Consider the following 23,086-nt stretch of genomic DNA (forward strand, 5'->3'; position numbering starts at 1 on the left):
TACTGCGCCCGACACGGCACGTGCGGAGGGCGAATGGGTGCTGCGATCGGTGTGATCGGCCTGGGGGCGATGGGCCGCGGCATGGCCGCCTCGCTGCGGCGCGCCGGCTTCCAGGTGCACGTGCACGATGTGCGCGCCGAGGCGGCCGAGGCCTTTGCCGCCGAAGGCGGCACCGCCTGCGCCAGCCCGGCCGCGCTGGCCGCGGCCTGCGAGGTGATCGTCAGCGTGGTGGTCAATGCGGCGCAGACCGAGGACGTGCTGTTCGGCGCGCACGGTGCCGCAGCGGCGATGCGCCCCGGCAGCCTGTTCGTGATGTGCTCGACGGTCGACCCGAACTGGTCGGTGGCGCTCGAGGCGCGCCTGGCCGAGCGCGGCCTGCTCTACCTCGATGCACCGATCTCCGGCGGCGCCGCCAAGGCCGCCGCCGGCCAGATCACGATGATGACCGCCGGCCGCCCCGAGGCCTATGCCAAGGCGGGCGGCTCGCTCGAGGCGATGGCCGCGCAGGTCTACCGGCTCGGCGAGCGTGCCGGCAACGGCAGCAAGGTGAAGATCATCAACCAGCTGCTGGCCGGCGTGCACATCGCCGCCGCGGCCGAGGCGATGGCGCTCGGCCTGCGCGAGGGCGTGGACGCGGCCGCGCTGTACGAGGTGATCACGCACAGCGCCGGCAACAGCTGGATGTTCGAGAACCGCATGGCGCACGTGCTGGCGGGCGACTACACGCCGCTGTCGGCGGTGGACATCTTCGTCAAGGACCTGGGCCTCGTGCTCGACACCGCGCGCGCCACCAAGTTCCCGTTGCCGCTGGCCTCCACCGCGCACCAGATGTTCATGCAGGCCTCGACCGCCGGCCACGCGAAGGAGGACGACAGCGCGGTGATCAAGATCTTCCCCGGCATCACGCTGCCGGAGCGCAAGGCATGAGCGGCGGCGCGCTGCTGGGCTGCATCGCCGACGACTTCACCGGCGCCACCGACCTGGCCAACAACCTGGTGCGCGAGGGCATGCGCACGCTGCAGACCATCGGCGTGCCGGACGGCGGCCTGGACGAGCCGGCCGATGCGATCGTGGTCGCGCTCAAGTCGCGCACCATCCCGGCGTCCGACGCGGTGGCGCAGTCGCTGCGGGCGCTGCGCTGGCTGCGCGAGCGCGGCGTCCGGCAGGTCTACTTCAAGGTGTGCTCGACCTTCGACTCGACGCCCCAGGGCAACATCGGCCCGGTCACCGATGCGCTGCTCGATGCGCTCGGCAGCGACTTCACCATCGCCTGCCCCGCCTTCCCGGCCAACCAGCGCAGCGTGTACCGCGGCCACCTGTTCGTCGGCGACCTGCTGCTGTCCGACAGCGGCATGCGCCACCACCCGCTGACGCCGATGACCGACGCGAACCTCGTGCGCGTGCTGCAGGCCCAGACGCGCCGCCGCGTCGGCCTGGTGCCCTGGGAGGTGGTGGCGCGCGGTCCGGCGGCGATCCGCGAGCGCTTCGAGGCGCTGCGCGCGCAGGGCATCGGCATCGCGATCGTGGACGCCATCGCCGACGAGGACCTGCGCCGCATCGGCCCGGCACTCGACGGCATGCCGCTGGTGACAGCCGGCTCCGGCATCGCGATCGGCCTGCCGCAGAACTGGCGCGCGCGTGGCCTGCTCGGTGAGGCCGGTGCGGACACGCTGCCCGCCGCCGCGGGCGCGCGCGCCATCGTCTCGGGCAGCTGCTCGGTGGCGACCAATGCGCAGGTGCGCGACTTCCTCGCGCGTGGCGGCACGGCCTTCGCCGTCGACCCGCTGGCGCTCGCCCAGGGTCGCGACCTGGCCGCCGAGGCACTCGCCGCGCTGCGCCCGCGCCTGGGCGAGCGGCCGGTGCTGGCCTACGCCACCGCCGAGCCGCAGCAGGTGCAGGCGGTGCAGCAGCAGCTCGGCGTCGAGCGCGCCGGTGCGCTGGTCGAGCAGGCCCTGGCGCGCATCGCCGCCGGGCTGGTGGAGTCCGGAGTGCGGCAGCTGATCGTCGCCGGGGGCGAGACCAGCGGCGCGGTGGTGCAGGCACTGGGCGTGCGCCAGCTCGCGATCGGCCCGCAGATCGACCCGGGCGTGCCCTGGACGGCCGCGCGCACGCCACGCGCCGGTGGCGACTGGCTGCACCTGGCCTTGAAGTCGGGCAACTTCGGCGGCACGGGCTTCTTCAGCGACGCGTTCGCGCGTCTAGCCCCATGAGCGACGCCGCGCTGCGCGAAGCGATCTGCCGCATCGGTACCTCGCTGCACGCGCGCGGCTACGCGCACGCGACCGCCGGCAACATCAGCGCGCGCCATGGCGACGGCTTCCTGATCACGCCCACGGATGCCTGCCTCGGCACGCTGCAGCCCGAACGCCTGGCGGCGGTGAATGCGCTGGGCGTGCAGACCGGCGGCGATCGGGCCTCGAAGACACTCGCGCTGCACCGGCGCATCTACGCCGCCGACCCGCAGGCCCGCTGCGTGATCCACACCCATGCGACGCACCTGGTCGCGTTGACGCTCTCGGGCGTCTGGCAGCCGGACGACATCGTGCCGCCGATCACGCCGTACTACGTGATGAAGGTCGGCCACGTGCCGCTCGTGCCCTACCACCGACCCGGCGACCCGGCGGCGGCCGAACTGGTGGCCGCACGCATCGACACGATGCGCGCCCGCGGCACGCCGATCCGTGCCGTGATGCTGGAGCGGCTCGGGCCGGTGGTCTGGCACACGAGCCCGGAGGCCGCCAGCGCGGTGCTGGAGGAACTCGAGGAGACGGCGCGCCTGTGGCTGATGACACGCGCCACGCCGCTGACGGACGTGCAGATCGAGGAACTGCGCCGGCACTTCGGCGCCGCTTGGTGAGCGGGCGACAGCAAGGACTCCGGGCTTGACCTTGACGCGATGGGAACGCGAAGACTCGCGCCGCAACCCCCATCGCACGGAGCGACGACATGAACCCGACGACCCACGCACGCTCGCGGCCCTTCGGCATCGGCACGCGCACCGAGATCCGGCTCGACGCGCATCGCCTGCTGACGCTGTCGCTGCGCGCCGGCGACCTGCTGCGCAGCGACGGCGGCCTCGTCTGGGCCACCATCGACGGCCAGGCCGACGACATCGTGCTCGAGCACGGCGACGTGCACGTGGTCGTGCGCGACGGCGAGATGCGCGTGTCGGGCTTCGGGCCGGCGCGGCTGGAGGTCTACGGGAACGGGCCGCTGCGGTTCGAGTGGCCACGGCGCAGCCCGATGCTCGCCGCGCTGGCGTCGGCCTGGGGCGCCTTGGCTGCCGGCCTGGGCCGCGCCGGCACGGCCGCCCGCGAACGGGGCGCCCCGGCTCACGCGGCCTGAGCCTCGACGGGCCTGCCGGAGCCGCCCGGCACGGGCGCTCCCCCGCCGCGCCGCAGCAGCGCGAACACGGCGGGCACCACGAACAGCGACAGCAGCGGCGCGGTGATCATCCCGCCCAGCATCGGCGCGGCAATGCGGCTCATCACCTCCGAGCCCGTGCCGCTGCCCCAGACGATGGGCACCAGGCCGGCCAGGATCACCGCCACCGTCATCGCCTTCGGCCGCACGCGCAGCACGGCCCCTTCTCGGATCGCGTCGTGCACCACGCCCGTCGAGGCCGACGCGCCGCCATCCAGCCGCGCCTGCAGCGCCTGCTTCAGGTACAGCAGCATCACCACGCCGAACTCGGCCGCCACGCCGGCCAGCGCGATGAAGCCGACGCCGGTGGCGATCGACAGGTGGTAGCCCATCGCCCACAGGAACCACACGCCGCCGGTCAGCGCAAAGGGCAGCGTGGCCATGATCAGCACGGCCTCGTCGACACGCCGGAAGGTCAGGTAGAGCAGCACGAAGATGATCATCAGCGTGGCCGGCACGACGATCTTCAGCCGCGCGTTGGCGCGCTCCAGGTACTCGAACTGCCCCGAGTAGGCGATGCTGACGCCGGGTGCGAGCGTCACCTCGCGGGCCACGGCGGCGCGCAGGTCGGCCGCCACCGAGGCCAGGTCGCGGCCGCGCACGTCGACATAGACCCAGCCCGAGGGCCGTGCGTTCTCGCTCTTGAGCATCGGCGGGCCGTCGCTCACCTGCACGGTGGCCAGCGTGCCGAGCGTGATCTGCTGGCCCATCGGCGTGAGGAGCGGCAGCGCCGCCAGCCGCTCGGGCGTGTCGCGCCACTCGCGCGGGTAGCGCAGATTGACCGGGAAGCGCGCCAGGCCCTCCACCGTCTCGGCCACGTTCTCGCCGCCGATGGCACCGCTCACCACCGCCTGCACGTCGGCGATGTTCATGCCGTAGCGGGCCGCGGCGGCGCGGTCGATGCGCATATCGACGTAGCGTCCGCCGGTCAGCCGCTCGGCCAGCGCCGACGACACGCCCGGGACGGTCTTCGCGACCCGCTCCACGCCCTGCGCGATGGCGTCGATGGTGGCGAGGTCGCTGCCCGTCACCTTCACGCCGATCGGGCTCTTGATGCCGGTGGCCAGCATGTCGATGCGGTTGCGGATCGGCGGGATCCAGATGTTGGCCAGCCCCGGCACCTTCACCGCGGCGTCGAGTTCCTCGACCAGCTTCTCGGGTGTCATGCCGGGCCGCCACTGCTCGCGGGCTTTCAGCTTGACCGTGGTCTCGAACATCTCCAGCGGCGCCGGGTCGGTGGCCGTCTCCGCCCGCCCGGCCTTGCCGAACACATGCTCGACCTCGGGCACGGTCCGGATCATGCGGTTGGTGATCTGCAGCAGCTCGGCGGCCTTCTGCGCCGACAGGCCCGGCAGCGCCGAGGGCATGTAGAGCAGGTCGCCCTCGTCCAGGCGCGGCAGGAACTCGCCGCCCAGCCGCGCCAGCGGCCAGACCGTGCTCGCGGCGAGCACGACGGCGATCGCCAGCGTCGCCTTCGGCCAGCGCAGCACCCACTCCAGCGCGGGCCGGTAGACCGCGATCAGACCGCGCGTGATGGGGTTCTTCCGCTCGTCGGGGATGCGGCCGCGGATCCAGGCGCCCATCAGCACCGGGATCAGCGTCACCGAAAGCGCCGCGGCGGCCGCCATCGCATAGGTCTTGGTGAAGGCCAGCGGGCCGAACAGGCGACCTTCCTGCGCCTCCAGCGTGAACACCGGGATGAAGCTCAGCGTGATGATCAGCAGCGAGAAGAACAGCGCCGGGCCGACCTCCTCGGCCGCGTCGGTGACCACCTTCCAGCGCGCCTCCCCGGCCAGCGCCGCGCCCGGGTGGGCATGCTGCCAGGCCTCCAGCTTCTTGTGCGCGTTCTCGATCATCACCACCGCCGCATCGACCATCGCGCCAATGGCGATCGCGATGCCGCCCAGCGACATGATGTTCGCGTTGATGCCCTGCCAGCGCATGATCAGGAAGGCGGTCATCACGCCCAGCGGCAAGGCGATGATGGCCACCAGCGCCGAGCGCACATGCCACAGGAAGACCGCGCACACCGCCGCGACGACGATGAACTCCTCGAGCAGCTTGGCCGCGAGGTTGTCGATCGCCCGTTCGATCAGCGCGCTGCGGTCGTAGGTGGTGACCACCTCCACGCCGGGCGGCAGGCTGCCCTGCAGCTCGGCCAGCCTGGCCTTCACGGCGGCGATGCTGCGCTGCGGGTTCTCGCCCGAGCGCAGCACCACCACGCCGCCGGTCACCTCACCCTGCCCGTCCAGTTCGGCGATGCCGCGGCGCATCTCCGGGCCGACCTGCACCGTCGCCACGTCGCCCAGCCTCACCGGCACGCCGCCGCGCGCGGCCAGCGGCACGGCACGGAAGTCGTCCAGCGTCTTCAGGTAGCCGCTGGCGCGCACCATGTACTCGGCCTCGGCCAGCTCCAGCACCGAGCCGCCGGCCTCCTGGTTGCCGGCCATCAGCGCCTCGCGCACCTGCGCGTGCGTGACGCCGTAGGCGGCGAGCCGGAGCGGATCCAGCACCACCTGGTACTGGCGGTTCATGCCGCCCACCGTGGCCACCTCGGCCACGCCCGGCAGGCTCTTCAGCTCGTACTTGAGGAACCAGTCCTGCAGCGCCCGCAGCTGCGACAGGTCGTTGCGCCCCGAGCGATCCACCAGCGCGTACTGGAAGATCCAGCCCACGCCGGTGGCGTCCGGCCCGAGCGACGACCTCGCGCCGGCCGGCAGCCGCCCCTGCACCTGGTTCAGGTATTCGAGCACGCGCGAGCGCGCCCAGTACAGGTCGGTGCCGTCATCGAACAGGATGTAGACGAAGCTGTCGCCGAAGAACGAGAAGCCGCGCACCGTCTTCGCGCCGGGCACCGACAGCATGGTCGTCGCCAGCGGGTAGGTGACCTGGTTCTCGACGATCTGCGGCGCCTGCCCGGGCAGCGTGGTGCGGATGATGACCTGCACGTCCGAGAGGTCCGGCAGCGCGTCGACCGGCGTCGTGCGCAAGCCCCACAGGCCTGCGGCGGCGAGGAGGATCGTGCCCAGCACCACCAGGAAGCGGTTGGCCACCGACCAGCGGATCAGTGCGGCGATCATCGCGATGCTCCCGTGGCGCCGTGGCCGGCGTGCGGGCCGGCCGCCGCGGCTTCGCGCTCGATGGTGGTGACGACATGCTCGTCGCCCTGGCGGCGGAAGCGGAAGCGGACCGCGTCGCCGGCCTTCAGCCCGCGCGCCAGGTCCGGCCGCGCGAGCTGGAACGGCATCGTCATCGCCGGCCACTTCAGCGCCGGGACGGCCTCGTGCTCCAGCGTGATCGAGGCCCCGTCGGTGTCGACGACCCGGCCGCGCGTGTCGAACTCGGCCGCGGCCGCTTGCACCGCGACCCCCGCCGCCGCGCCGGAGGCGGCGATCGACGGCGACTGCGCCTGCGTGGTCAGCCCCTGCAGGCTGGCCTCGGAGTCGATCAGGAACTGGCCCGAGGCCACCACCTGCTGCCCGGCGGCCAGTCCCCGCAGCACAGCCACCCGGCCGTCGACTTCCGGCCCGAGATCCACTTCCACGGGCCGGTAGCGGCCTGCCGCCTCCACCACGTAGACGAGCGCGCGGCGCCCCGTGCGGATCACCGCCTCGCCCGGCACGCTGACCTGCTCCTTGCCCTGCCCTGCGCCGAGCAGGCGCACCTGGGCGAACATCCCGGCACGCAGACGGCCGGCGGGGTTCGGCACCTCGACGCGCACGCGCAGCGTGCGGCTATCGCGGCTGGCCTCGGGCAGGATCGCGGCCACCTTGCCGCGCAGCACCTCGCCGGGGAACGCCGCCAGCCGCAGCTCGGCGCGCTGGCCCGTGGCCACCGCGGCGGCCAGCGCCTCCGGGACGGCCGCCTCGACCCACACCGTCGACAGGCCGTTGATGCGCGCCAGCGTCGTGCCGGCGGCCACGGTCATGCCCCGGCGCACCATCAGCTCGGCGATCAGCCCGCCGCTCGGCGCGGTGATCGTCGTCACGGCCTGCGGCTGCGCGCTGGCGTCGACCCGTTCGACGAGGCTCGCCGGCATGCCCAGCAGCGTCAGGCGCGCGCGGGCCGCCTGGGCCAGCGCCGCGTCGCCGGTGGCACGCACCGCGAGGTACTCGCGCTGCGCGGCCAGCCAGTCCGGGTGCAGCACGTCGGCCAGCGGCGCACCGGCCGCGATCACGTCGCCCGGCGCACGGGCATGGACACGCTCGACGAAGCCGTTGGCGCGCGCCTGCACGATGCTGACGTCGCGCTCGTCGAGCCCGACCGTGCCGACCACGTCCACCGCCGGCTGCAGCACGCGGGACTCGGCCGTGGCCACGCGCAGGCCGAGCGACTGCACGGCCTGCGGCGACACCGCCACTGCCGTGCCGGCGTCGGCGCCGGCCTCGTCGGCATAACGCGGCACCAGCTGCATCTCCATGAAGGGCGACTTGCCGGGCTTGTCGAAGCGCTGCGTCGGCACCATCGGGTCGTACCAGTACAGCACCCGGCGCTCGGGCGCGCTGGCGGCGCCGGGCGCCGCCGATGGCGCGCCACCGGCGGGGCCGGCGCCCGACAGCCACTGCGACAGCGCCCAGCCGGCGCCCAGGCCCACCAGCAGCATCGCTGCTGCGCTCACCAGCGTCTTGTTGGAACGGGCATTCATCGTCTTACTCCGCGATCAGGGTGGACAGGCGCAGGCTCAGGGCAGCGCGCTGGGCGTCGAGGTCGATGCTGCGCAGCTGCGTCTCCAGCACCTGGCTGCGCGCGGCCAGCACGGCCGAGAGGTCGCCCCGGCCGGCCTGGTAGGCGGCCGTGGCCAGCGTCACCCGCTCGGCCGCCAGCGGCTGCCCGGCGCCGCGCAGCCGCTCGGCCTGGGCGTCGAGCGCCTGCAGTTCGGCCAGCATCGCGTCGGTCTCGGCCGCATGGCGGCGCAGCAGGTCGTCGCGTTCGGCCTCGAGGCGTTCGAGCTCGCGCCGCTTGGCCGCGATCTGCGGCTGCTGGCGGCGCTCGCGCTGCCAGGGCAGGTCGAAGCGGAGCTGGAACGACACCATGTCGTCGTAGCGCGGGCGCCGGCTGTAGGCCACTTCCCAGGCCCAGTCGCCGCGCTGCTCGGCATCGGCCTCGGCCGCCTCGGCCTGGGCCATCGCACGCATCGGCGCATAGGGCGCCAGCTCGGCGTGCTGCGGCAGCGAGGCCCGCAGGGCGTCGCCGTCGACGCGACGGGTCGGCGGCTCGCCCTGCAGCGGCGCGTCGGCGCGTGCACCGATCCAGCGGCGCAGCTCCGCGCGCGCCTTGCGCAGGTCGCGCGCCAGTTCGTCGGCACGGTCGGCGATGGCCAGCGCCTCCTGCCGCGCCATCGTCAGCTCGGCCGGCAGCGCCGAGCCGCCCGCGATGCGCGCCGGCAGCGTGTCCTGCAGCAGCCGGTTCTCGCGCTGGAAGCCGGCCACCTGCGCCAGCCGCGCCTCGGCGTAGTGCACCGCCAGCCAGGCCAGGCCGGCATCGCGGCGGACGGCCAGCTCGGCGGCCACCAGCATCGCGCGGTCGCGCTCGCTGCGGGCCTGCGCCGCCTGCTCGCGTGCGTCGCGCCGGGCGCGGTTGGGCATCTCCTGCATCAGCGCGATGCGCTGCATCGTGCCGGTGTCGCGCGTGGTGCGCCAGCGGTCGGGCCCGGCGATCGGCAGGTTCTCGACACCGACCGACAGGCGCGGATCGGGCAGCGCCGCGGCGGCCGGCACGAGGGCCGTCGACCCGGCCAGCGTGGCCTGCTGCGCCCGGAGGGCCGGCGCACCCTGGCGGGCCAGTTCGAGCGCCTCGGCGTAGCTCAGCGCGGGGGCGGCCGGGTCCGCCGACGCGGGGCCGCCCCCCAGTGCGGCCATGCCCAGCACCCACGCCAGGGCCAGCTTGGACGGCAGGCGCCGCCCGGCGTGCCGGCACGGCACGCGAACGATGAAACGGGACACGACACTCTCCTTCGGATCGAAAGCACGGCGAACGCACGAGACCCGGGCGCACCGCAGGGGCGCGCCCGGACCCGGGTCCGCGGGCTAGTTCCGCAGGACGAGGAAGGTGAGGAAGAGCGGGGGCGACCCGCGGGGCGGCCCGTGGGCCACCGAGGCCTGCATGCGGGCCGCCAGCTGGGCGGCGTCCGCGACGTCGATGCTGCCGAGCAGCGCGGCGCCGACGGCCATCGCCGGCGGCGCGTCCGGCGCCGCCGTCTGGCTGTTCACCGAGGTCGTGCCGGCCTCGCAGTGCGCCTTGCACAGCTGCGGCTGCTCCGGGTCCATGCGCGAGGGCATGCTGCCGTCGCAGTCCGGCATGGTGGCCATCTCGGCCACGGCGTCGCCGCTGGCCGGCGCAAGCTGCGGGCAGGCATACGCCGCCGTGGCCAGCTGGGTGAACAGCAGCACGGCGAGCAGCCAGCCCGAAAGCCGGCGGCGGTGACGGAGCAACGCGCGCATGGGGCGCAGTCTAGGCGCTTGCGGTGCTCGCGTCCTGTCCCGGGTCAAGCGCCGCGCCCGTCGCCATCAGCGCTCGAGCAGGAACTGCAGGGTGACCGGCTGGCCGGCCTTGTTGGTCCACATCCAGCAGTAGTCCTGATCGAGCGCCACCTTCAGCCGGCCGCTGGCGCCGGCCAGGGCGTCGCGGCGCTCCGGGTAGCGCACCTTCTTGCCCTCGTGGTAGTGGATGTTGAAGTTCAGCGGCCCGCTGGCCTCGAAGCGCCACGCGATCGACTCGGCGCGGGCGAGCCTGCCGCAGGCCTCGGCGAACTTGCCCGGCGCCACCGTCACGCGGTGCTCGAACCGACCGGCGCCGCTCCAGGCGATGTCGATGACTTCCGCCTGCGCGGCGGCCGGCCAGAGCACCGCGAGCGGCACGAGAAGGGATCGAAGGGGATTGGTCATCCGCGTACTGTAGGCAATGCCGGCGCCGGGCTGCGGCCCGGCATCCGCGGCCCGTCCCGGCGCAGCCGCAGCGCATTGGCGATCACCGACGCCGAGCTCAGGCTCATCGCCAGCGCCGCGATCATCGGCGACAGCAGCCAGCCGGTGAAGGGGAACAGCAGCCCGGCGGCCAGCGGCACGCCAAGCGCGTTGTAGACGAAGGCGAAGCCCAGGTTCTGCTTCATGTTGGCGATGGTCGCCTGCGACAGCAGGCGCGCCTGCGCGATGCCGCGCAGGTCGCCCTTGACCAGCGTGACCGGCGCGCTGTTCATCGCCACGTCGGTGCCGGTGCCCATCGCCACGCCCACGTCCGCCTGCGCCAGCGCCGGCGCGTCGTTGATGCCGTCGCCGGCCATCGCCACCACCCGCCCCTCGCGCTGCAGCGACTGCACGAGCGCGAGCTTGTCGGCCGGCTTGACCTCGCCGTGCACCGAGGCGATGCCGAGCCGCCGTGCGACCGCATGGGCCGTGGTCCAGCCGTCGCCGGTGGCCATCACCACGCGCAGGCCGGCGGCGTGCAGCGCCGCCAGCGCCTCGGGCGTGCTGGCCTTGACCGGATCGGACACCGCCAGCAGCCCGGCGAGGCGGCCATCCACGGCCAGGTGCATCACGCTCGCGCCGTCGCTGCGCAGGGCCTCGGCCCGGTCGGCGAGCGGATCGACGGCCACACCCAGCTGCTGCATCAGCGCGGTGTTGCCCAGCGCGACGCGGTGGCCTTCGACCACGCCGCGCACGCCGATGCCGGTGCTCGACTCGAAGCCCTCGGCCTTCGCCAGGGCGAGCCCCTTCGCGCGGGCGGCCCGCACGATCGCCTCGGCCAGCGGATGCTCGCTGCCCTGGTCCAGGCTGGCGGCGATGCGCAGCACCTCGTCGGCGGCGAAGCCCTCGGCCGGCACGGCGCGCTCGAAGGCCGGCTTGCCTTCGGTCAGCGTGCCGGTCTTGTCGACGATCAGCGTGTCGACCTTGCGGAAATGTTCGATCGCCGCGGCATCGCGGAACAGGATGCCGCGCGTCGCGGCGCGCCCGGTGGCGACCATGATCGACATCGGCGTGGCCAGCCCGAGCGCACAGGGGCAGGCGATGATCAGCACCGCCACGGCATTGATCAGCCCGTAGACCCAGCTCGGCTCGGGCCCCCACAGGCCCCAGGCGAAGAACGTGGCCACCGCGACGGCCACCACCGCCATCACGAACCAGCCGGCCACCTGGTCGGCCATGCGCTGCATGGGCGCCTTCGAGCGCTGCGCCTGGGCCACCATCTGCACGATCTGCGCGAGCATGGTCTGCGCACCGACTCGCTCCGAGCGCATCACCAGTGCGCCGCTGGTGTTCAGCGTGGCGCCGATCAGCTTGTCGCCGGGGCGCTTGCCGACCGGCACCGGCTCGCCGGTCAGCATCGACTCGTCGACCGCGCTCGCGCCCTCGGTCACCACGCCGTCGACCGGCACCTTCTCGCCCGGGCGCACGCGCAGCAGGTCGCCGACATGCACGTGGTTCAGCGGCACGTCCTCCTCGCTGCCGTCGGCACCGATGCGGCGTGCCGTCTTGGGCGCCAGCCCGAGCAGCGACTTGATCGCCGCCGAGGTCTGCGACCGCGCCTTCAGCTCGAGGATCTGGCCCAGCAGCGTTAGCGAGATGATCACGGCGGCCGCCTCGAAGTACACCGCGACGCGGCCCATGGACTGGAACGATTCCGGAAAGACACCCGGCGCGAGCGTGGCCACGACGCTGTAGCCGAAGGCGGCGCCGGTGCCCAGGCCGATCAGCGTCCACATGTTCGGGCTGCGCTGGCGCACCGAGGCCACCCCGCGCACGAAGAACGGCCAGCCGGCCCACAGCACGATCGGCACCGACAGCACCAGCTCGATCCGGCTCTGCGTGGCCATGTCGAACCACTGCAGGCGATGTCCGAGCATGGCCAGCAGCGTGACGACCGTGGTCAGCGGCAGCGTCCACCAGAAGCGCCGGCGGAAGTCGGCCAGTTCCGGGTTCTCGTCCTCGTCGATCGTGGGCAGCACCGGCTCCAGCGTCATGCCGCACTTGGGGCAGTTGCCGGGATGGTCCTGCCGCACCTCGGGGTGCATCGGGCAGGTGTAGATCGTGCCGGGCGGCGGGGCCGGCGCGTGCGGTCCGTCGTGCCCGTGGTGCGGCCCGTGGGCATGGTGGTGCTCGTGGGCGTGGCCATGGGCTTGGGCGTGCCCGCCGTGCCGGGTGTGCGTGTGCATGTCCATCGCATCACGCTCCGTGGCGGTCGTGGTCGGGCCCCTGCCCCGCGCGTCGGGTGCACCGCTGTCATCGACAGGGAGGTTCATGAACGGGCTCCTCGGTCCGACGGGCATCGGCGATGCCCGAACGCGATGGGATGACCATAGGCCTTGCCGCGGTGTGAAGGTCAAGCCCGGCGGGTTCAGCGCCCGGCCGGCCGGTTCAGTTCGTCGTGCCGCGCGCGAATGGCAGCCGGCCACTGCGCCTTGATCCACGAGAGCGCGGCGACGATCTCCTCGTCGCTGAGCCCGCCCTCGTAGGCGGGCATCGCGGACACGTAGTCCTTCAGGTTCGCGGCCTTGGCCACGCCGTGCTTGGTGATGCGGAACAGCACCTCGTCCGGGTGATGCCAGGTGTGCCCGCTCGCGTCGTGTGGCGGCGCCGGCAGCATGCCGTCGGGACCACGCTCGCGCCAGGCGGGCTGCCCCTCCAGGCGCGCGCCGTGGCAGGCCGCGCACTGCGCCGCATAGACACGCTGGCCCAGCGCGGTGACGGCCGGGTCGTCCGGGCGAAGCCGGACCTCGGGCGGCAGGGCGCGCTCGGCACGCCACCACAGGTAGGCGCCCGCCGCGACCGCGGCGAGCACCGCCGCGGCCAGCCCTGCGGCGACCCGGGACGTCCAGGCGACGGCCATCGTTCAGGGCCGGGCCGGCGGCGCGCCCATGCGGTCCATCATCATCTGCATCATCGACTGCATCATGTCCATGCGCTTCTCCATCATCTGCTGGCGCGTGGCCATGTCCATCGGCGCGCTGGCGGCACCCGCCGGGCCCATGCCTCGCATGCCGCCCATGCCGCCCATGCCCATGCCGCCCATGCCGCCCATCAGCGCCATGCCGTCCTGCATCAGCTTCATGTGCTCGGCCATCAGCGCCTGGCGCTCCTGTGGCGTCGCCGCGCGCGACATCTTCTCGTGCATCTCGCGCATCGCCTTCATGTGCGCATCCATCATCGCCATCCGGTCGGCCGGCCCGGGTGCGGCCGCGGCGGAACCCGGCGGGTGGTGGGCGGCATGACCGGGGCCGCCGCGGGCGGCCGGGTTCTGGGCGCAGGCGGTCAGCGAAAGGGCGGCTGCGACGGCCAGGGCAATCGAACGACGAGTGACCATGATGAGGCTCCAGTGGAATGGGTACGGGTTTCGCCGTCGTGCGACGGCGGGGGCCGCGGCGCGCGGACCGGTGCGCTGCGCGGGTCACGCCCGCGCCGGCGCCAGCCCGGCCGGAGGGGGCTACAGCGTCAGTCGCAGGAAGGCGATGGCCACCGGCGGGCCCGGTGGCGGCGGCGCCGCAAGGGGGCGCCAGCGGGGCCCGGCGCGCGCCGGCGCCAACGCCGGCCAGCCGTCGAAGGCCGCGGGCGGCAGCACCGCCGCGACGGCAGCGCCGTCTCCCTTCGAGGGCTGGGCCTTCGCGACGATGTTCTGCTCCGACTCGCAGAAGCTGGCGCAGGCCTGCCGTGCCGGGTCGGGCTCGTCTGCCGTGCCATGCGGCGCAACGACGTGCCCAACGGCGGGTGCGCCGGCGATGCTGTGCGGGTGGTGTTCGGGCACGCCCGCCATGACGGCGGATGGCTGCACGAGGCAGGCATGGGCCCAGCTCGCGACGGTCGCGAACAGCCAGACGAGCAGCATCACCGAGGCGATTCGGCGGGGTCGTTGGCGGCGTGGCGCGAGCGGCATGGACACGGTGCTCGCCGGGGCATCGAACTCCGGCCGAGTCATGCTAGGCCCACCCGTAGCACCCCGCTTGAGCGCCATCAACCCGGCTCTCCCGCGCGCGCGATCCGCGGCTACTTCGCCGCCTCGATGGCGGTCACGACATAGCTGCCGGCGGACTTCTCGGCGCGGAACTTCACCTTGTCGCCCACCTTGACCTTGTCGAGCAGCGCGGGATCCTTGACCTGGAAGACCATCGTCATGCCCGGCATGTCGAGGTTCCTGATCTCGCCGTGCTTGAGGGTCAGCTTGCCGGCGTCCTTGTCGACCTTGCGGACTTCGCCGTCGGCCATGTCGGACGTGTCCGCGGCGGCGTGGTGGGCGGAATGATCGTCCGCCTTCGGCTGCGCCACGGCGGGGCCGCCCAGCAGGGCGGCGGCGAGGAGTGCGGGGGCGAGGTGGTTCATGGGATGTTGTGTTCCGAATGGAGGGAGCGGGAGAGGAAGAAGCGACGCGAGGCGGCGCCGCGTTCAGCCGGGGCCGACATGGATGCGGCCGATCATGCCGGCCTGGTAGTGGCCTGCGATCAGGCAGGCGAACTCGAAGGTGCCGGCGCGGTTGAAGGTCCAGACGATCTCGCCGGTCTTGCCCGGCGCCACATGGGCCATGTACGGCTCGTCGTGTTCCATGTCCGGGAACTTCATCATCAGCTCGGCGTGCCTGGCGTTCTCGGCCCGGGTGCCGATGACGAACTCGTGCATCGTCTTGCCGGCGTTGTGCACGCGAAAGCGCAGCGTCTCGCCGAGCCGGACGTCGATGCGCTCGGGCGTGAAGCGCATGTTGTCGGCCATGCGGACCTCGATGGTGCGGCGGGCGGCCCTGGCCTCGCCGGCGATGCCCCAGTCCTTCTGTTCCTTGCGGACCGGCCCGGCTTTCTGCGGATGGTCCTTGTCGCCGTGGGCGCGTGCGAGGCCGGGCAGGCCCAGCCCCAGGGCCGAGGCGGCGGAGATGAGTCGACGTCTGCTGATCTGCATGGGGAACCCCTTCAATGACCGACGTGCCCGCCGGCCGGCTTGCGAACCGTGACCTCGATGTCTTGCGCGGGCCGGGACACCATCGGCATCGATCCGGCACTCTCGGCCTTGAAGCGCGCCGGGTCGGGCACGCCGCCGGCGGCACCGATGGCGCCGGTGAACTCGTAGGCCACCGTGCCCGCCGGGTGCCGGTACCAGCCGGGGTCGGTGTAGTCGCCGCGCTTCTGCTCCTTGCGCACCTTCACGACGCTGAACATGCCGCCCATGCCGACGGCGCCGAACGGTCCCTGGCCGGCCATCATCGGCGCCGTGTTGTCGGGCAGCGGCATCTCCATCTCGGTCATGTCCTTCATGCCGCGCTCGCCCATCACCATGTAGTCGGGAATGAGCTTCGTGATCTGGCGCGCCACGCCGGAATGGTCGACGCCGATCATGGTCGGCACGCCATGGCCCATCGCGTTCATCGTGTGGTGGCTCTTGTGGCAGTGGAAGGCCCAGTCGCCCTCCTCGTCGGCCAGGAAGTCCATCTGCCGCATCTGGCCCACCGCGATGTCGGCCGTCACCTCGTACTGGCGCGAGCTCTTCGGCGTGGGGCCGCCGTCGGTGCCGGTGACCAGGAACTCGTGGCCGTGCAGGTGGATCGGGTGGTTGGTCATCGTCAGGTTGCCCACTCGGATGCGCACCTTGTCCATGTGGCGCACCACCAGCGGGGCGATGCCCGGGAAGATGCGGCTGTTCCAGCTCCAGAGGTTGAAATCGAGCATCGTCATGATCTTCGGCGTGGCGCTGCCGGGATCGATGTCGTAGGCGTTGAGCAGGAAGCAGAAGTCGCGGTCGACCTCGTCGATCAGCGGGTGCCGGCCCTTCGGGTGCGTGACCCAGAAGCCCATCATGCCCATCGCCATCTGCACCATCTCGTCGGCATGCGGGTGGTACATGAAGGTGCCGGGGCGCCGCGCGACGAACTCGTAGACGAAGGTCTTGCCCGGCGGGATGCCCGGCTGCGTCAGGCCGGTGACGCCGTCCATGCCGTTGGGCAGGCGCTGGCCGTGCCAGTGGACGCTGGTGAGTTCGCCGAGCCGGTTGGTGACGAACAGGCGCACACGGTCGCCCTCCACCACCTCGATGGTCGGCCCCGGGCTCTGGCCGTTGTAGCCCCACAGGTGGGCCTTGAACCCGGGTGCCATCTCGCGCACCACGGGCTCGGCCACCAGGTGGAACTCCTTGACGCCGTTGTTCATGCGCCAGGGCAGCGTCCAGCCGTTGAGCGTGACCACGGGGTTGTAGGGGCGGCCGGTGTTGGGCACCAGCGGCGGCATCGTGTCGGGCGTGGTCTGGATCACCGGCTCGGGCAGCGCGGCCATCGCGACCTTGCTGACCGTGCCGGCCGTCACGGCCGCGGCGGCGCCCAGGAGGTTTCTGCGGGAGAACATGGATTCCTTCCTCGTGTTCGGTTCGGGCCGTTCAGTGGCCGGGGCCGCCGGCCTCGGCGGCCGGCATCGCCGGTCCGGCGGCGGCACTCAGGCTGGGTTTGCCGACCAGGGCCATGTCGAGGTCGGCCTGGGCGATCCAGAAGTCGCGCAGCGCGTCGATCGCGCCGTTGACACTGGCGATCTGCGAGCGCGCATCGGCGAGCAGTTCGAACACGCCGATCAGCATGCCGTTGTAGCGCAGCAGGTTCTCCTCGGCGATGCGCGCCTTCAGCGGCACGATCTCGTCGCGCTGGTGCCTGGCGATGTCCCAGGCCGAGCGGTAGGCGCCATAGGCCTCGCGCACCTCCGAGCGGGCGTTGACCGCCGTCTCGGCGGCGCGGTGCAGCGCCTGCATGTACACGCCTTCGGCGCGTGCCACGCGGGCACCGCCCCAGTCGAACAGCGGCAGCTCCAGCCCGATCTCCCAGCCCTTCTGCGTGGGCGCCTCGTTGGAGCTGTTGCGTACCCCGCCCAGCTCGAGCACGTTGATGAAGCGCGTCGTGCGCGTCAGGCCCAGGTTGCGCGCCGTCGCCTCGGCGCCCGCGCGGGCCGCGGCCACGTCGAGCCGCTGCGCCAGCGCGGTGCGCTCGATGTCGGGCAACTCGCGCGGCTGCGGCGGCAGGTCGGGCAGCCGCTGTGGCAGCTCGAAGCCGGTCTGCGCGCCCCACAGGCCCAGCAGGCGCGTGAGGCGTTCGCGCGCGGCCCGCTGCTGCTGCTCGGCCCGCGCCAGGTTCAGCGCCGCGTCGGCGTAGAAGCCCTGTTCGCGCGCCTGCTGCAGCTTGTTGAAGTTGCCCACCTGCGCCATGCGGCGCGCCAGCTCGGCACCGGCCTCGGCAGCCTGCATGACCTGGCGGCTGTAGCGCGCAGACTCCCCGGCCGCGACTGCCTGCACCCAGGCCTTGCGCGTGTCGGCGGCCAGCGCCAGCACCTGCATGGCCACCGTGTGGCGCACCTGCTCGAGGCGGCGGGCCTCGACGCGCTGCACCAGCGGCAGGGCGATCAGGCGGGCCAGGTCGACGTGGAGGCCGCGTTCCAGCTCGATTTCGTCGCCCTTCGTGAGGCGGCCGAAGCTGAAGCCCGGGTTCGGCAGGCGGCCGGCCTGCACGACCTCGGCCTCGGTGATGCCGAGGTCGGCGTAGGCGGCCTGCAGGCCGCGGTTGTTCAGCAGCGCCACCTGGACCGCCTCGTCCATGCCCAGCGGCCGGGCCAGCAGTTCGGCAACGCGCTGCTCGATGCGGTCCAGGTCCTCGGGCTGGCGGGCCCAGGCCAGCTCCGCCGCTGTGCCCAGGTGCCCGGCGGTGGCCTGCCGGACGGTCTCGAAGCCCCCGTCGGGACTGAAGGACGCGCATCCCGCCAGGGTGAGCACCAGGGCGGCCAGCCCGCCGAGCCGGGCCGGCGACGACGGCGCGACGACGAGGCCGCTGGTTGGTAGTCGAGTCATCGCCATCCCCTCAATGCATCCTGTGGCCGCCGTGGGACGGCGCGCTGTTCGACGCCGGGGCGGGCGTGCCACGACCGACCGGCGCGGAGGCCGCCGGATCCGGCTGCTGCGCTTCGCGGGTGTAGGTGCGCCAGCCGCCGATGCGGTTCACCGTCTCGTTGGCCTCGCGCCACGAGACACGCGTGTCATCGCCCAGCCGGCGATAGTTCGCCAGCGGCGACTGGTGGGTGACGGCCGGCACGGGCGCCTGCGCGTCGAGGGGATCGGCGCGCCCCTGGCGGGCGGAATCGCCCTGGGCCTGCGCCTGGGCGATGGACACTGCCGCGAACATCGCGACGGCGCAAACACCTCGGAACCATCCAAGGCGACGGGAAGCGGGGACCATGGGGACCTCCGGAAGCTCGACGAGGAGGCCTGCGGCCGGGGCGCGCAGGTGGGCAGACGGACGCGGTCCGCCGCTGGGGGCTCGATCGCGGCCCGATGGACCGCCGGAGCAACCGTCGGGTGGACGGCTGCGCGGGCCTTGCAGGCACCCGCATCACCCCACGGCGAAGCGCCGTGTCAGGCGAGGACGGCTCGAGGGGGACGGTCCGGCCCGTCGGGATGGTGCGAAACGACCGGCGCGGACGCAGCAGCCTGCCGCGGCAGCGCCGGGCCCGCGGCCTCGGGAAGCGAGAAGCTGGCCGGCAGTGCCAGCGCGGTGCAGCAGGCCGCACAGGCGCTGCAGCTGAACTTGCCGTGTGGCGCCAGCAGGCCTTCGGCGCCGTCCATCCCGGCTTCGGCGGAAGGCCGCGACGCCTCGTCATCGTCATGCGCCGCCGTGTGCGCGTGCATGGCGTGGCCGGCCGCCGCGTGCTCGTGTCCGGGCTCGCCGGCCCACGCCGGCGGCGCTGCCGCGTCGAGCTCCGCACCTTGGCCCATGTGCACGTGGCCCGGCCCGCAGAACCGCATCATGGACGCGGCCATGCCCTGCACCGGCATGGCGAACACCATGACCCAGACGAGGAAGGCGCGGACGACGCGGCTCATGGAATCAGTTTAGCGGAGCGCCCTTGACCATGCGCACGACCTTCGCGGCCGGCTCTCCTCAGAGCGTCGCCGCACCGCGCCAGCGCCGCAGCGTCAGCGCGTTGGCCACCACGCTGACGCTGCTGAACGCCATCGCCGCACCGGCGATCACCGGGCTCAGCAGGCCGAAGGCCGCCAGCGGGATGCCGAGCACGTTGTAGGCGAAGGCCCAGAACAGCCCCTGCTTGATCTTCGCGTAGGTGCGGCGCGACACGTCGAAGGCATCGGCCACCAGGCGCGGGTCGCCGCGCATCAGCGTGATGCCGGCGGCCTCCATCGCGACATCGGTGCCGGTGGACATCGACAGGCCCACGTCGGCGGCCACCAGCGACGGCGCGTCGTTCAGCCCGTCGCCGACCATCGCGACCACCTGCCCCTGCGCACGCAGCTGCTGCACGATCTCGGCCTTGCCGCCCGGCAGCAGCTCGGCGCGTACCTCGTCGATGCCGAGTTCGCGCGCCACGGCCTGGGCGCTGCCGTGGTTGTCGCCGGTCAGCATCACGGTGCGGATGCCGAGCATGCGCAGCCGCTTCACGGCCGCACGCGACGCCGGCTTGATCGTGTCACCGAAGGCCAGCAGGCCGAGCACGCGGGCACCCTGGCCCGCGCCATCGCCCGGCGCGAGCAGCCACGAGATGCTGCGGCCCTCGCCCTCCAGGCCCTGCGCCGACTCCATCAGAGCGCCCGGCTGCGCCTGCGACTCGTGCATCAGGCGCGTGCTGCCCAGCAGCAGGCGTCGGCCGTCGACCGCCGCCTCGACGCCGCGGCCCGGCAGGGCGCGGGCTTCGCGGGCTTCCGGAACGGCGACAGCGTCGGCCTTCGCCTTCTCCATCACCGCGTGCGCCAGCGGGTGGTCGCTGGTCTTCTGCAGTGCGGCGGCGAGCTGCAGCACCAGGCGCTCGTCGACCCCGTCGGCGGCCTCGACGGCGACGAGTGCGGGCTTGCCCTCGGTCAGCGTGCCGGTCTTGTCGAAGGCCACCGTGGTGACCGAGTGCGCCACCTCCAGCGCTTCGGCGTCCTTGATCAGGATGCCGCGGCGCGCGGCCACGCCGGTGCCGGCCATGATCGCGGTCGGCGTGGCCAGCCCGAGCGCACAGGGGCAGGCGATGACGAGCACGGCCACCGCACTGATCAGCGCCTGCTCCCAGTCGCCGCTCCACGCCAGCCAGCCGGCGAAGGTCAGCGCCGCAATGCCCAGCACCACCGGCACGAAGACGGCACTGACGCGGTCGACGATGCGCTGGATCGGCGCCTTGGCCGCCTGCGCCGACTCGACCATGCGGATGATGCGGGCGAGCGTGGTCTCCGCGCCGATGGCGCCGGTGCGCACCTGCAGCACGCCCTCCTCGTTGACCGAGCCGCCGGTGACGGCGTCGCCCGCGGCCTTGGCCACCGGCAGGCTCTCGCCGGTGATCAGCGATTCGTTCACGTGGCTGCGGCCGTCGACGATCCGGCCGTCGACCGGGATGCGCTCGCCCGGACGGACGAGCACGAGGTCGCCCACCGCCACCTGCTCGACCGGCGTGCTCACCTCCGTGCCGTCGACCAGGACGCGGGCCACCGTCGGCCGCAGCGCATTCAGCGCGCGGATCGCATCGGCCGTCTGCCGCTTGGCGCGCGTCTCGAGCCACTTGCCCAGCAGCACCAGCGTGATGACCGCGGCCGAGGCCTCGAAGTACAGGTGGGGCATGCCATGGTCGGCGTGCTTCCACAGCAGGTAGACCGACAGCCCGTAGGCGGCGCTGGTGCCCAGCGCCACCAGCAGATCCATGTTGCCGGCACGCGCCTTCACGGCCTTCCAGCCGGCGCGGTAGAAGCGCGCGCCGAGCCAGAACTGCACCGGTGTCGCGAGCGCGAGCTGCACCCAGCCCTCCGGCGTCCAGTCGATGCCGAACAGTTGCAGCAGCATCGGCAGCACGAGCGGCAGGGTCAGCAGCGTGGCGGCCAGCACCGGCCACCACTCCGGCAGGCGGCGCGCCGGCGCGGCGCTCGTCGGGGCCGCCACCGGCCGGGCCGCATAGCCGGCCTTGTCGATCGCCGCCGCGAGCGTGGCGAACGACACCGTGCCCAGCGCCTCGATGCGGACCTTCTCGGTGGCCAGGTTCACGGACGCGGACGACACGCCCGGCACCTTCAGCAGCGCCTTCTCGACCCGCGCCACGCAGGAGGCGCAGGTCATGCCCTCGACCTGCAGCTCGACGCGGTGCGTCGGCACGTCGTAGCCGGCCTTGCGCACGGCGGCGGCCAGCGCGTCGGCCGCCAGCGCCGCCGAGGCGCGGACCGTGGCCTCTTCGGTGGCCAGGTTGACCGCGGCGCTCTCCACGCCCGGCAGCGCCTTCAGCGCCTTCTCGACACGCAGCACGCACGAGGCGCAGGTCATGCCCTCGATGGGCAGCTTGAAGTCCTTGGACACGCTCAGGGCAGCGCTGGCACTCATGACGGCGATCTCCAGGTGGGTCGGGTTCGAAGTGCACTCAGCGTCGGCCTTGCCACCATCGGAAGGTCAAGCCCTGGCGCAGCGACTCGACAACACGGGCTCGGCCGACGCCCGACGCCGCTTGACCTTCCCCCGACGGCAAGGCCCAGAGTGGCCGACCGTCCACCACCTGCTCGCAAGGAGAGCTCCATGATTGCCTTCGAAGTCAACGACATGACCTGCGGCCATTGCGTCGGCACCATCACGAGAGCGCTGAAGTCCACCGACCGGGACGCCAAGGTCACGATCGACCTGGCAAGGCACCTCGTGATGGTCGAGCCGACCGAGGCCGATGCACAGGACCTGCGCGATGCCATCGCCGAGGCCGGCTACAGCCCGGTGCCGGTCGAGGCGGCCACGGTCGACGCCGCAGCCCCGGGGGGCGCCTGCTGCGGACACTGCCGCTGAGGCCGCCCGCTGCCGGCCAGCGGCGAGCCAGCGGCATGCGGGCTCAGTGCCCGCCGTGCTGACGGTTCAGCTGGTGCGTCCAGGCCATCAGGCCGTCATGCCCCGCCGACGGCGCCGGTGCGGCGGGCGATCGCGGCCGCTTGACCGCCGGCTTGCGCGCGGCGGCCGACTTGCGCAGCGCACCGGGCTCGATCGACCCCGGGTCCGGGGCGGCCGGGCTCTGCGCGGCGAGCCCGGCGAGGATCGCGCAGTGCGGCTGGTCGTCGCCATGGCAGGAAGCGACGAGCCGCTCGAGCGCCTGCTTCATCTCCGCCATCTCGCGCATCTTCTGCTCGAGGTCGGCCACGTGACGCTGCGCGATGGCCTTGACGCTGCGGCTGGCCCGGCGCGAATCGCTCCACAGGCCGAGCAGTTCGGCGATCTGCTCGATGGAGAAGCCCAGCCGGCGCGACTGGCGGATGAAGCGCAGGACCGACACGTCGCGCCCGGTGTACTGGCGATAGCCCGAGTCGGTGCGGGAGGCGGCAGGCACGAGGCCGATCTGCTCGTAGTGGCGGATCATCTTCGTCGAGACGCCGGCCGCTTCCGCGGCCTCGCCGATGTTCATCGCGCGGTCCATGGGTCCTCCTCGGGCGTGGGGAATGACGCGACTCTGAGGCTTGCCATTATTGGAAGGTCAAGGCCACGGGCGCAACGAGGCCTCCGGGCCCGCTCCACCGAGGTTGCGCACGGGCCGTGCCGCCCCGGCTGGTCAGCCTGAAGCGACAAGGCCTTGATTCCCGACGGAATCAAGGCCTTGCGCGGATCAGCAGGGTTCGGTGGGGTGGCTGATGGGACTCGAACCCACGACGACCAGAATCACAATCTGGGACTCTACCAACTGAGCTACAGCCACCGCCGAGCCGCAAATTATAGCGTCAAGCGT

General features: G+C 72.9%; 22 protein-coding genes and 1 tRNA gene. 5 read left to right on the forward strand and 18 right to left on the reverse strand.

The window, feature by feature from the left end; all coding sequences use genetic code 11:
• Positions 1-33: 33 nt before the first annotated feature.
• The 4 genes from ltnD (at position 34) to D9C15_RS23865 (ending at position 3,345) form a co-directional block, all read left to right on the forward strand.
• Positions 34-927, forward strand: coding sequence for an L-threonate dehydrogenase (gene ltnD, locus D9C15_RS23850; RefSeq protein ID WP_128000972.1), 894 nt, complete (start codon positions 34-36; stop codon positions 925-927).
• Positions 924-2,210, forward strand: coding sequence for a 3-oxo-tetronate kinase (gene otnK / locus D9C15_RS23855; protein WP_128000973.1), 1,287 nt, complete (start codon positions 924-926; stop codon positions 2,208-2,210). Before ltnD ends, otnK begins: the two co-directional genes overlap by 4 nt.
• Complete coding sequence (locus tag D9C15_RS23860) at positions 2,207-2,857, forward strand: class II aldolase/adducin family protein (protein WP_128000974.1); 651 nt, start codon at positions 2,207-2,209, stop codon at positions 2,855-2,857. Before otnK ends, D9C15_RS23860 begins: the two co-directional genes overlap by 4 nt.
• An 89-nt stretch (positions 2,858-2,946) precedes the next feature.
• On the forward strand, positions 2,947-3,345 hold the full coding sequence (locus D9C15_RS23865; RefSeq protein ID WP_128000975.1) for a DUF2917 domain-containing protein: 399 nt from the start codon (positions 2,947-2,949) through the stop codon (positions 3,343-3,345).
• On the opposite strand, the gene D9C15_RS23870 is transcribed toward D9C15_RS23865, so the two are convergent.
• The 16 genes from D9C15_RS23870 to D9C15_RS23945 all read right to left on the reverse strand — a co-directional run bounded on the left by D9C15_RS23870 (position 3,333) and on the right by D9C15_RS23945 (position 21,714).
• Complete coding sequence (locus D9C15_RS23870; protein ID WP_128000976.1) at positions 3,333-6,503, reverse strand: efflux RND transporter permease subunit; 3,171 nt, start codon at positions 6,501-6,503, stop codon at positions 3,333-3,335. The two genes, D9C15_RS23865 and D9C15_RS23870, sit on opposite strands and share 13 nt — an antisense overlap.
• On the reverse strand, positions 6,500-8,068 hold the full coding sequence (locus D9C15_RS23875) for an efflux RND transporter periplasmic adaptor subunit (RefSeq protein ID WP_128000977.1): 1,569 nt from the start codon (positions 8,066-8,068) through the stop codon (positions 6,500-6,502). The genes D9C15_RS23870 and D9C15_RS23875 overlap by 4 nt, the downstream gene beginning before the upstream one ends.
• A gap of 4 nt (positions 8,069-8,072) precedes the next feature.
• Entirely contained in the window at positions 8,073-9,365 is a 1,293-nt protein-coding gene (locus D9C15_RS23880) for a TolC family protein (RefSeq protein WP_240668569.1), read from the reverse strand.
• 84 nt (positions 9,366-9,449) lie between these two features.
• On the reverse strand, positions 9,450-9,863 hold the full coding sequence (locus tag D9C15_RS23885) for a hypothetical protein (protein ID WP_128000978.1): 414 nt from the start codon (positions 9,861-9,863) through the stop codon (positions 9,450-9,452).
• A 66-nt stretch (positions 9,864-9,929) separates the two neighbouring features.
• Complete coding sequence (locus tag D9C15_RS23890) at positions 9,930-10,307, reverse strand: hypothetical protein (protein WP_128000979.1); 378 nt, start codon at positions 10,305-10,307, stop codon at positions 9,930-9,932.
• Positions 10,304-12,577 carry a copper-transporting P-type ATPase gene (locus D9C15_RS23895; RefSeq protein ID WP_128001106.1) on the reverse strand — a complete coding sequence of 758 codons (2,274 nt, stop codon included), beginning with the start codon at positions 12,575-12,577 and terminating at the stop codon, positions 10,304-10,306. The genes D9C15_RS23890 and D9C15_RS23895 overlap by 4 nt, the downstream gene beginning before the upstream one ends.
• Positions 12,578-12,753: 176 nt before the next feature.
• Positions 12,754-13,245: a c-type cytochrome gene (locus D9C15_RS23900; RefSeq protein WP_128000980.1), complete on the reverse strand. Its 492-nt coding sequence runs from the start codon at positions 13,243-13,245 to the stop codon at positions 12,754-12,756.
• 3 nt (positions 13,246-13,248) lie between these two features.
• Positions 13,249-13,719, reverse strand: coding sequence for a hypothetical protein (locus D9C15_RS23905; RefSeq protein WP_128000981.1), 471 nt, complete (start codon positions 13,717-13,719; stop codon positions 13,249-13,251).
• Between the two features lie 120 nt (positions 13,720-13,839).
• Complete coding sequence (locus tag D9C15_RS23910; RefSeq protein ID WP_128000982.1) at positions 13,840-14,241, reverse strand: hypothetical protein; 402 nt, start codon at positions 14,239-14,241, stop codon at positions 13,840-13,842.
• A gap of 155 nt (positions 14,242-14,396) precedes the next feature.
• Positions 14,397-14,729 carry a copper-binding protein gene (locus tag D9C15_RS23915; protein WP_128000983.1) on the reverse strand — a complete coding sequence of 111 codons (333 nt, stop codon included), beginning with the start codon at positions 14,727-14,729 and terminating at the stop codon, positions 14,397-14,399.
• Positions 14,730-14,792: 63 nt separating this feature from the next.
• Positions 14,793-15,296, reverse strand: coding sequence for a cupredoxin domain-containing protein (locus D9C15_RS23920; RefSeq protein WP_128000984.1), 504 nt, complete (start codon positions 15,294-15,296; stop codon positions 14,793-14,795).
• Positions 15,297-15,307: 11 nt separating this feature from the next.
• Positions 15,308-16,729 carry a multicopper oxidase family protein gene (locus D9C15_RS23925; RefSeq protein WP_128000985.1) on the reverse strand — a complete coding sequence of 474 codons (1,422 nt, stop codon included), beginning with the start codon at positions 16,727-16,729 and terminating at the stop codon, positions 15,308-15,310.
• A 31-nt stretch (positions 16,730-16,760) separates the two neighbouring features.
• Entirely contained in the window at positions 16,761-18,215 is a 1,455-nt protein-coding gene (locus tag D9C15_RS23930) for a TolC family protein (protein ID WP_375138816.1), read from the reverse strand.
• 4 nt (positions 18,216-18,219) lie between these two features.
• Entirely contained in the window at positions 18,220-18,594 is a 375-nt protein-coding gene (locus D9C15_RS23935; RefSeq protein ID WP_128000987.1) for a hypothetical protein, read from the reverse strand.
• Between the two features lie 176 nt (positions 18,595-18,770).
• The gene (locus D9C15_RS23940; protein ID WP_128000988.1) at positions 18,771-19,238 is read right to left on the reverse strand and encodes a hypothetical protein; all 468 of its coding nucleotides are present in this window, start codon (positions 19,236-19,238) and stop codon (positions 18,771-18,773) included.
• Positions 19,239-19,296: 58 nt separating this feature from the next.
• Positions 19,297-21,714: a heavy metal translocating P-type ATPase gene (locus tag D9C15_RS23945; RefSeq protein ID WP_128000989.1), complete on the reverse strand. Its 2,418-nt coding sequence runs from the start codon at positions 21,712-21,714 to the stop codon at positions 19,297-19,299.
• Between the two features lie 189 nt (positions 21,715-21,903).
• Between D9C15_RS23945 and D9C15_RS23950 the strand changes: the two genes are divergently transcribed.
• Positions 21,904-22,161, forward strand: a complete 258-nt coding sequence (locus D9C15_RS23950) for a heavy-metal-associated domain-containing protein (protein WP_128000990.1) — start codon at positions 21,904-21,906, stop codon at positions 22,159-22,161.
• 43 nt (positions 22,162-22,204) lie between these two features.
• Here the strand turns inward: D9C15_RS23950 and cueR are convergent, their stop codons facing one another.
• Both cueR and D9C15_RS23960 read right to left on the reverse strand, forming a co-directional pair.
• Positions 22,205-22,780: a Cu(I)-responsive transcriptional regulator gene (gene cueR, locus D9C15_RS23955; RefSeq protein ID WP_310734490.1), complete on the reverse strand. Its 576-nt coding sequence runs from the start codon at positions 22,778-22,780 to the stop codon at positions 22,205-22,207.
• A gap of 200 nt (positions 22,781-22,980) precedes the next feature.
• Positions 22,981-23,056: transfer RNA gene (locus D9C15_RS23960), tRNA-His, on the reverse strand.
• Positions 23,057-23,086 lie beyond the last annotated feature (30 nt).

It is taken from the genome of Piscinibacter defluvii (assembly GCF_004011805.1).
GTDB classification, from domain to species: domain Bacteria; phylum Pseudomonadota; class Gammaproteobacteria; order Burkholderiales; family Burkholderiaceae_C; genus Piscinibacter; species Piscinibacter defluvii.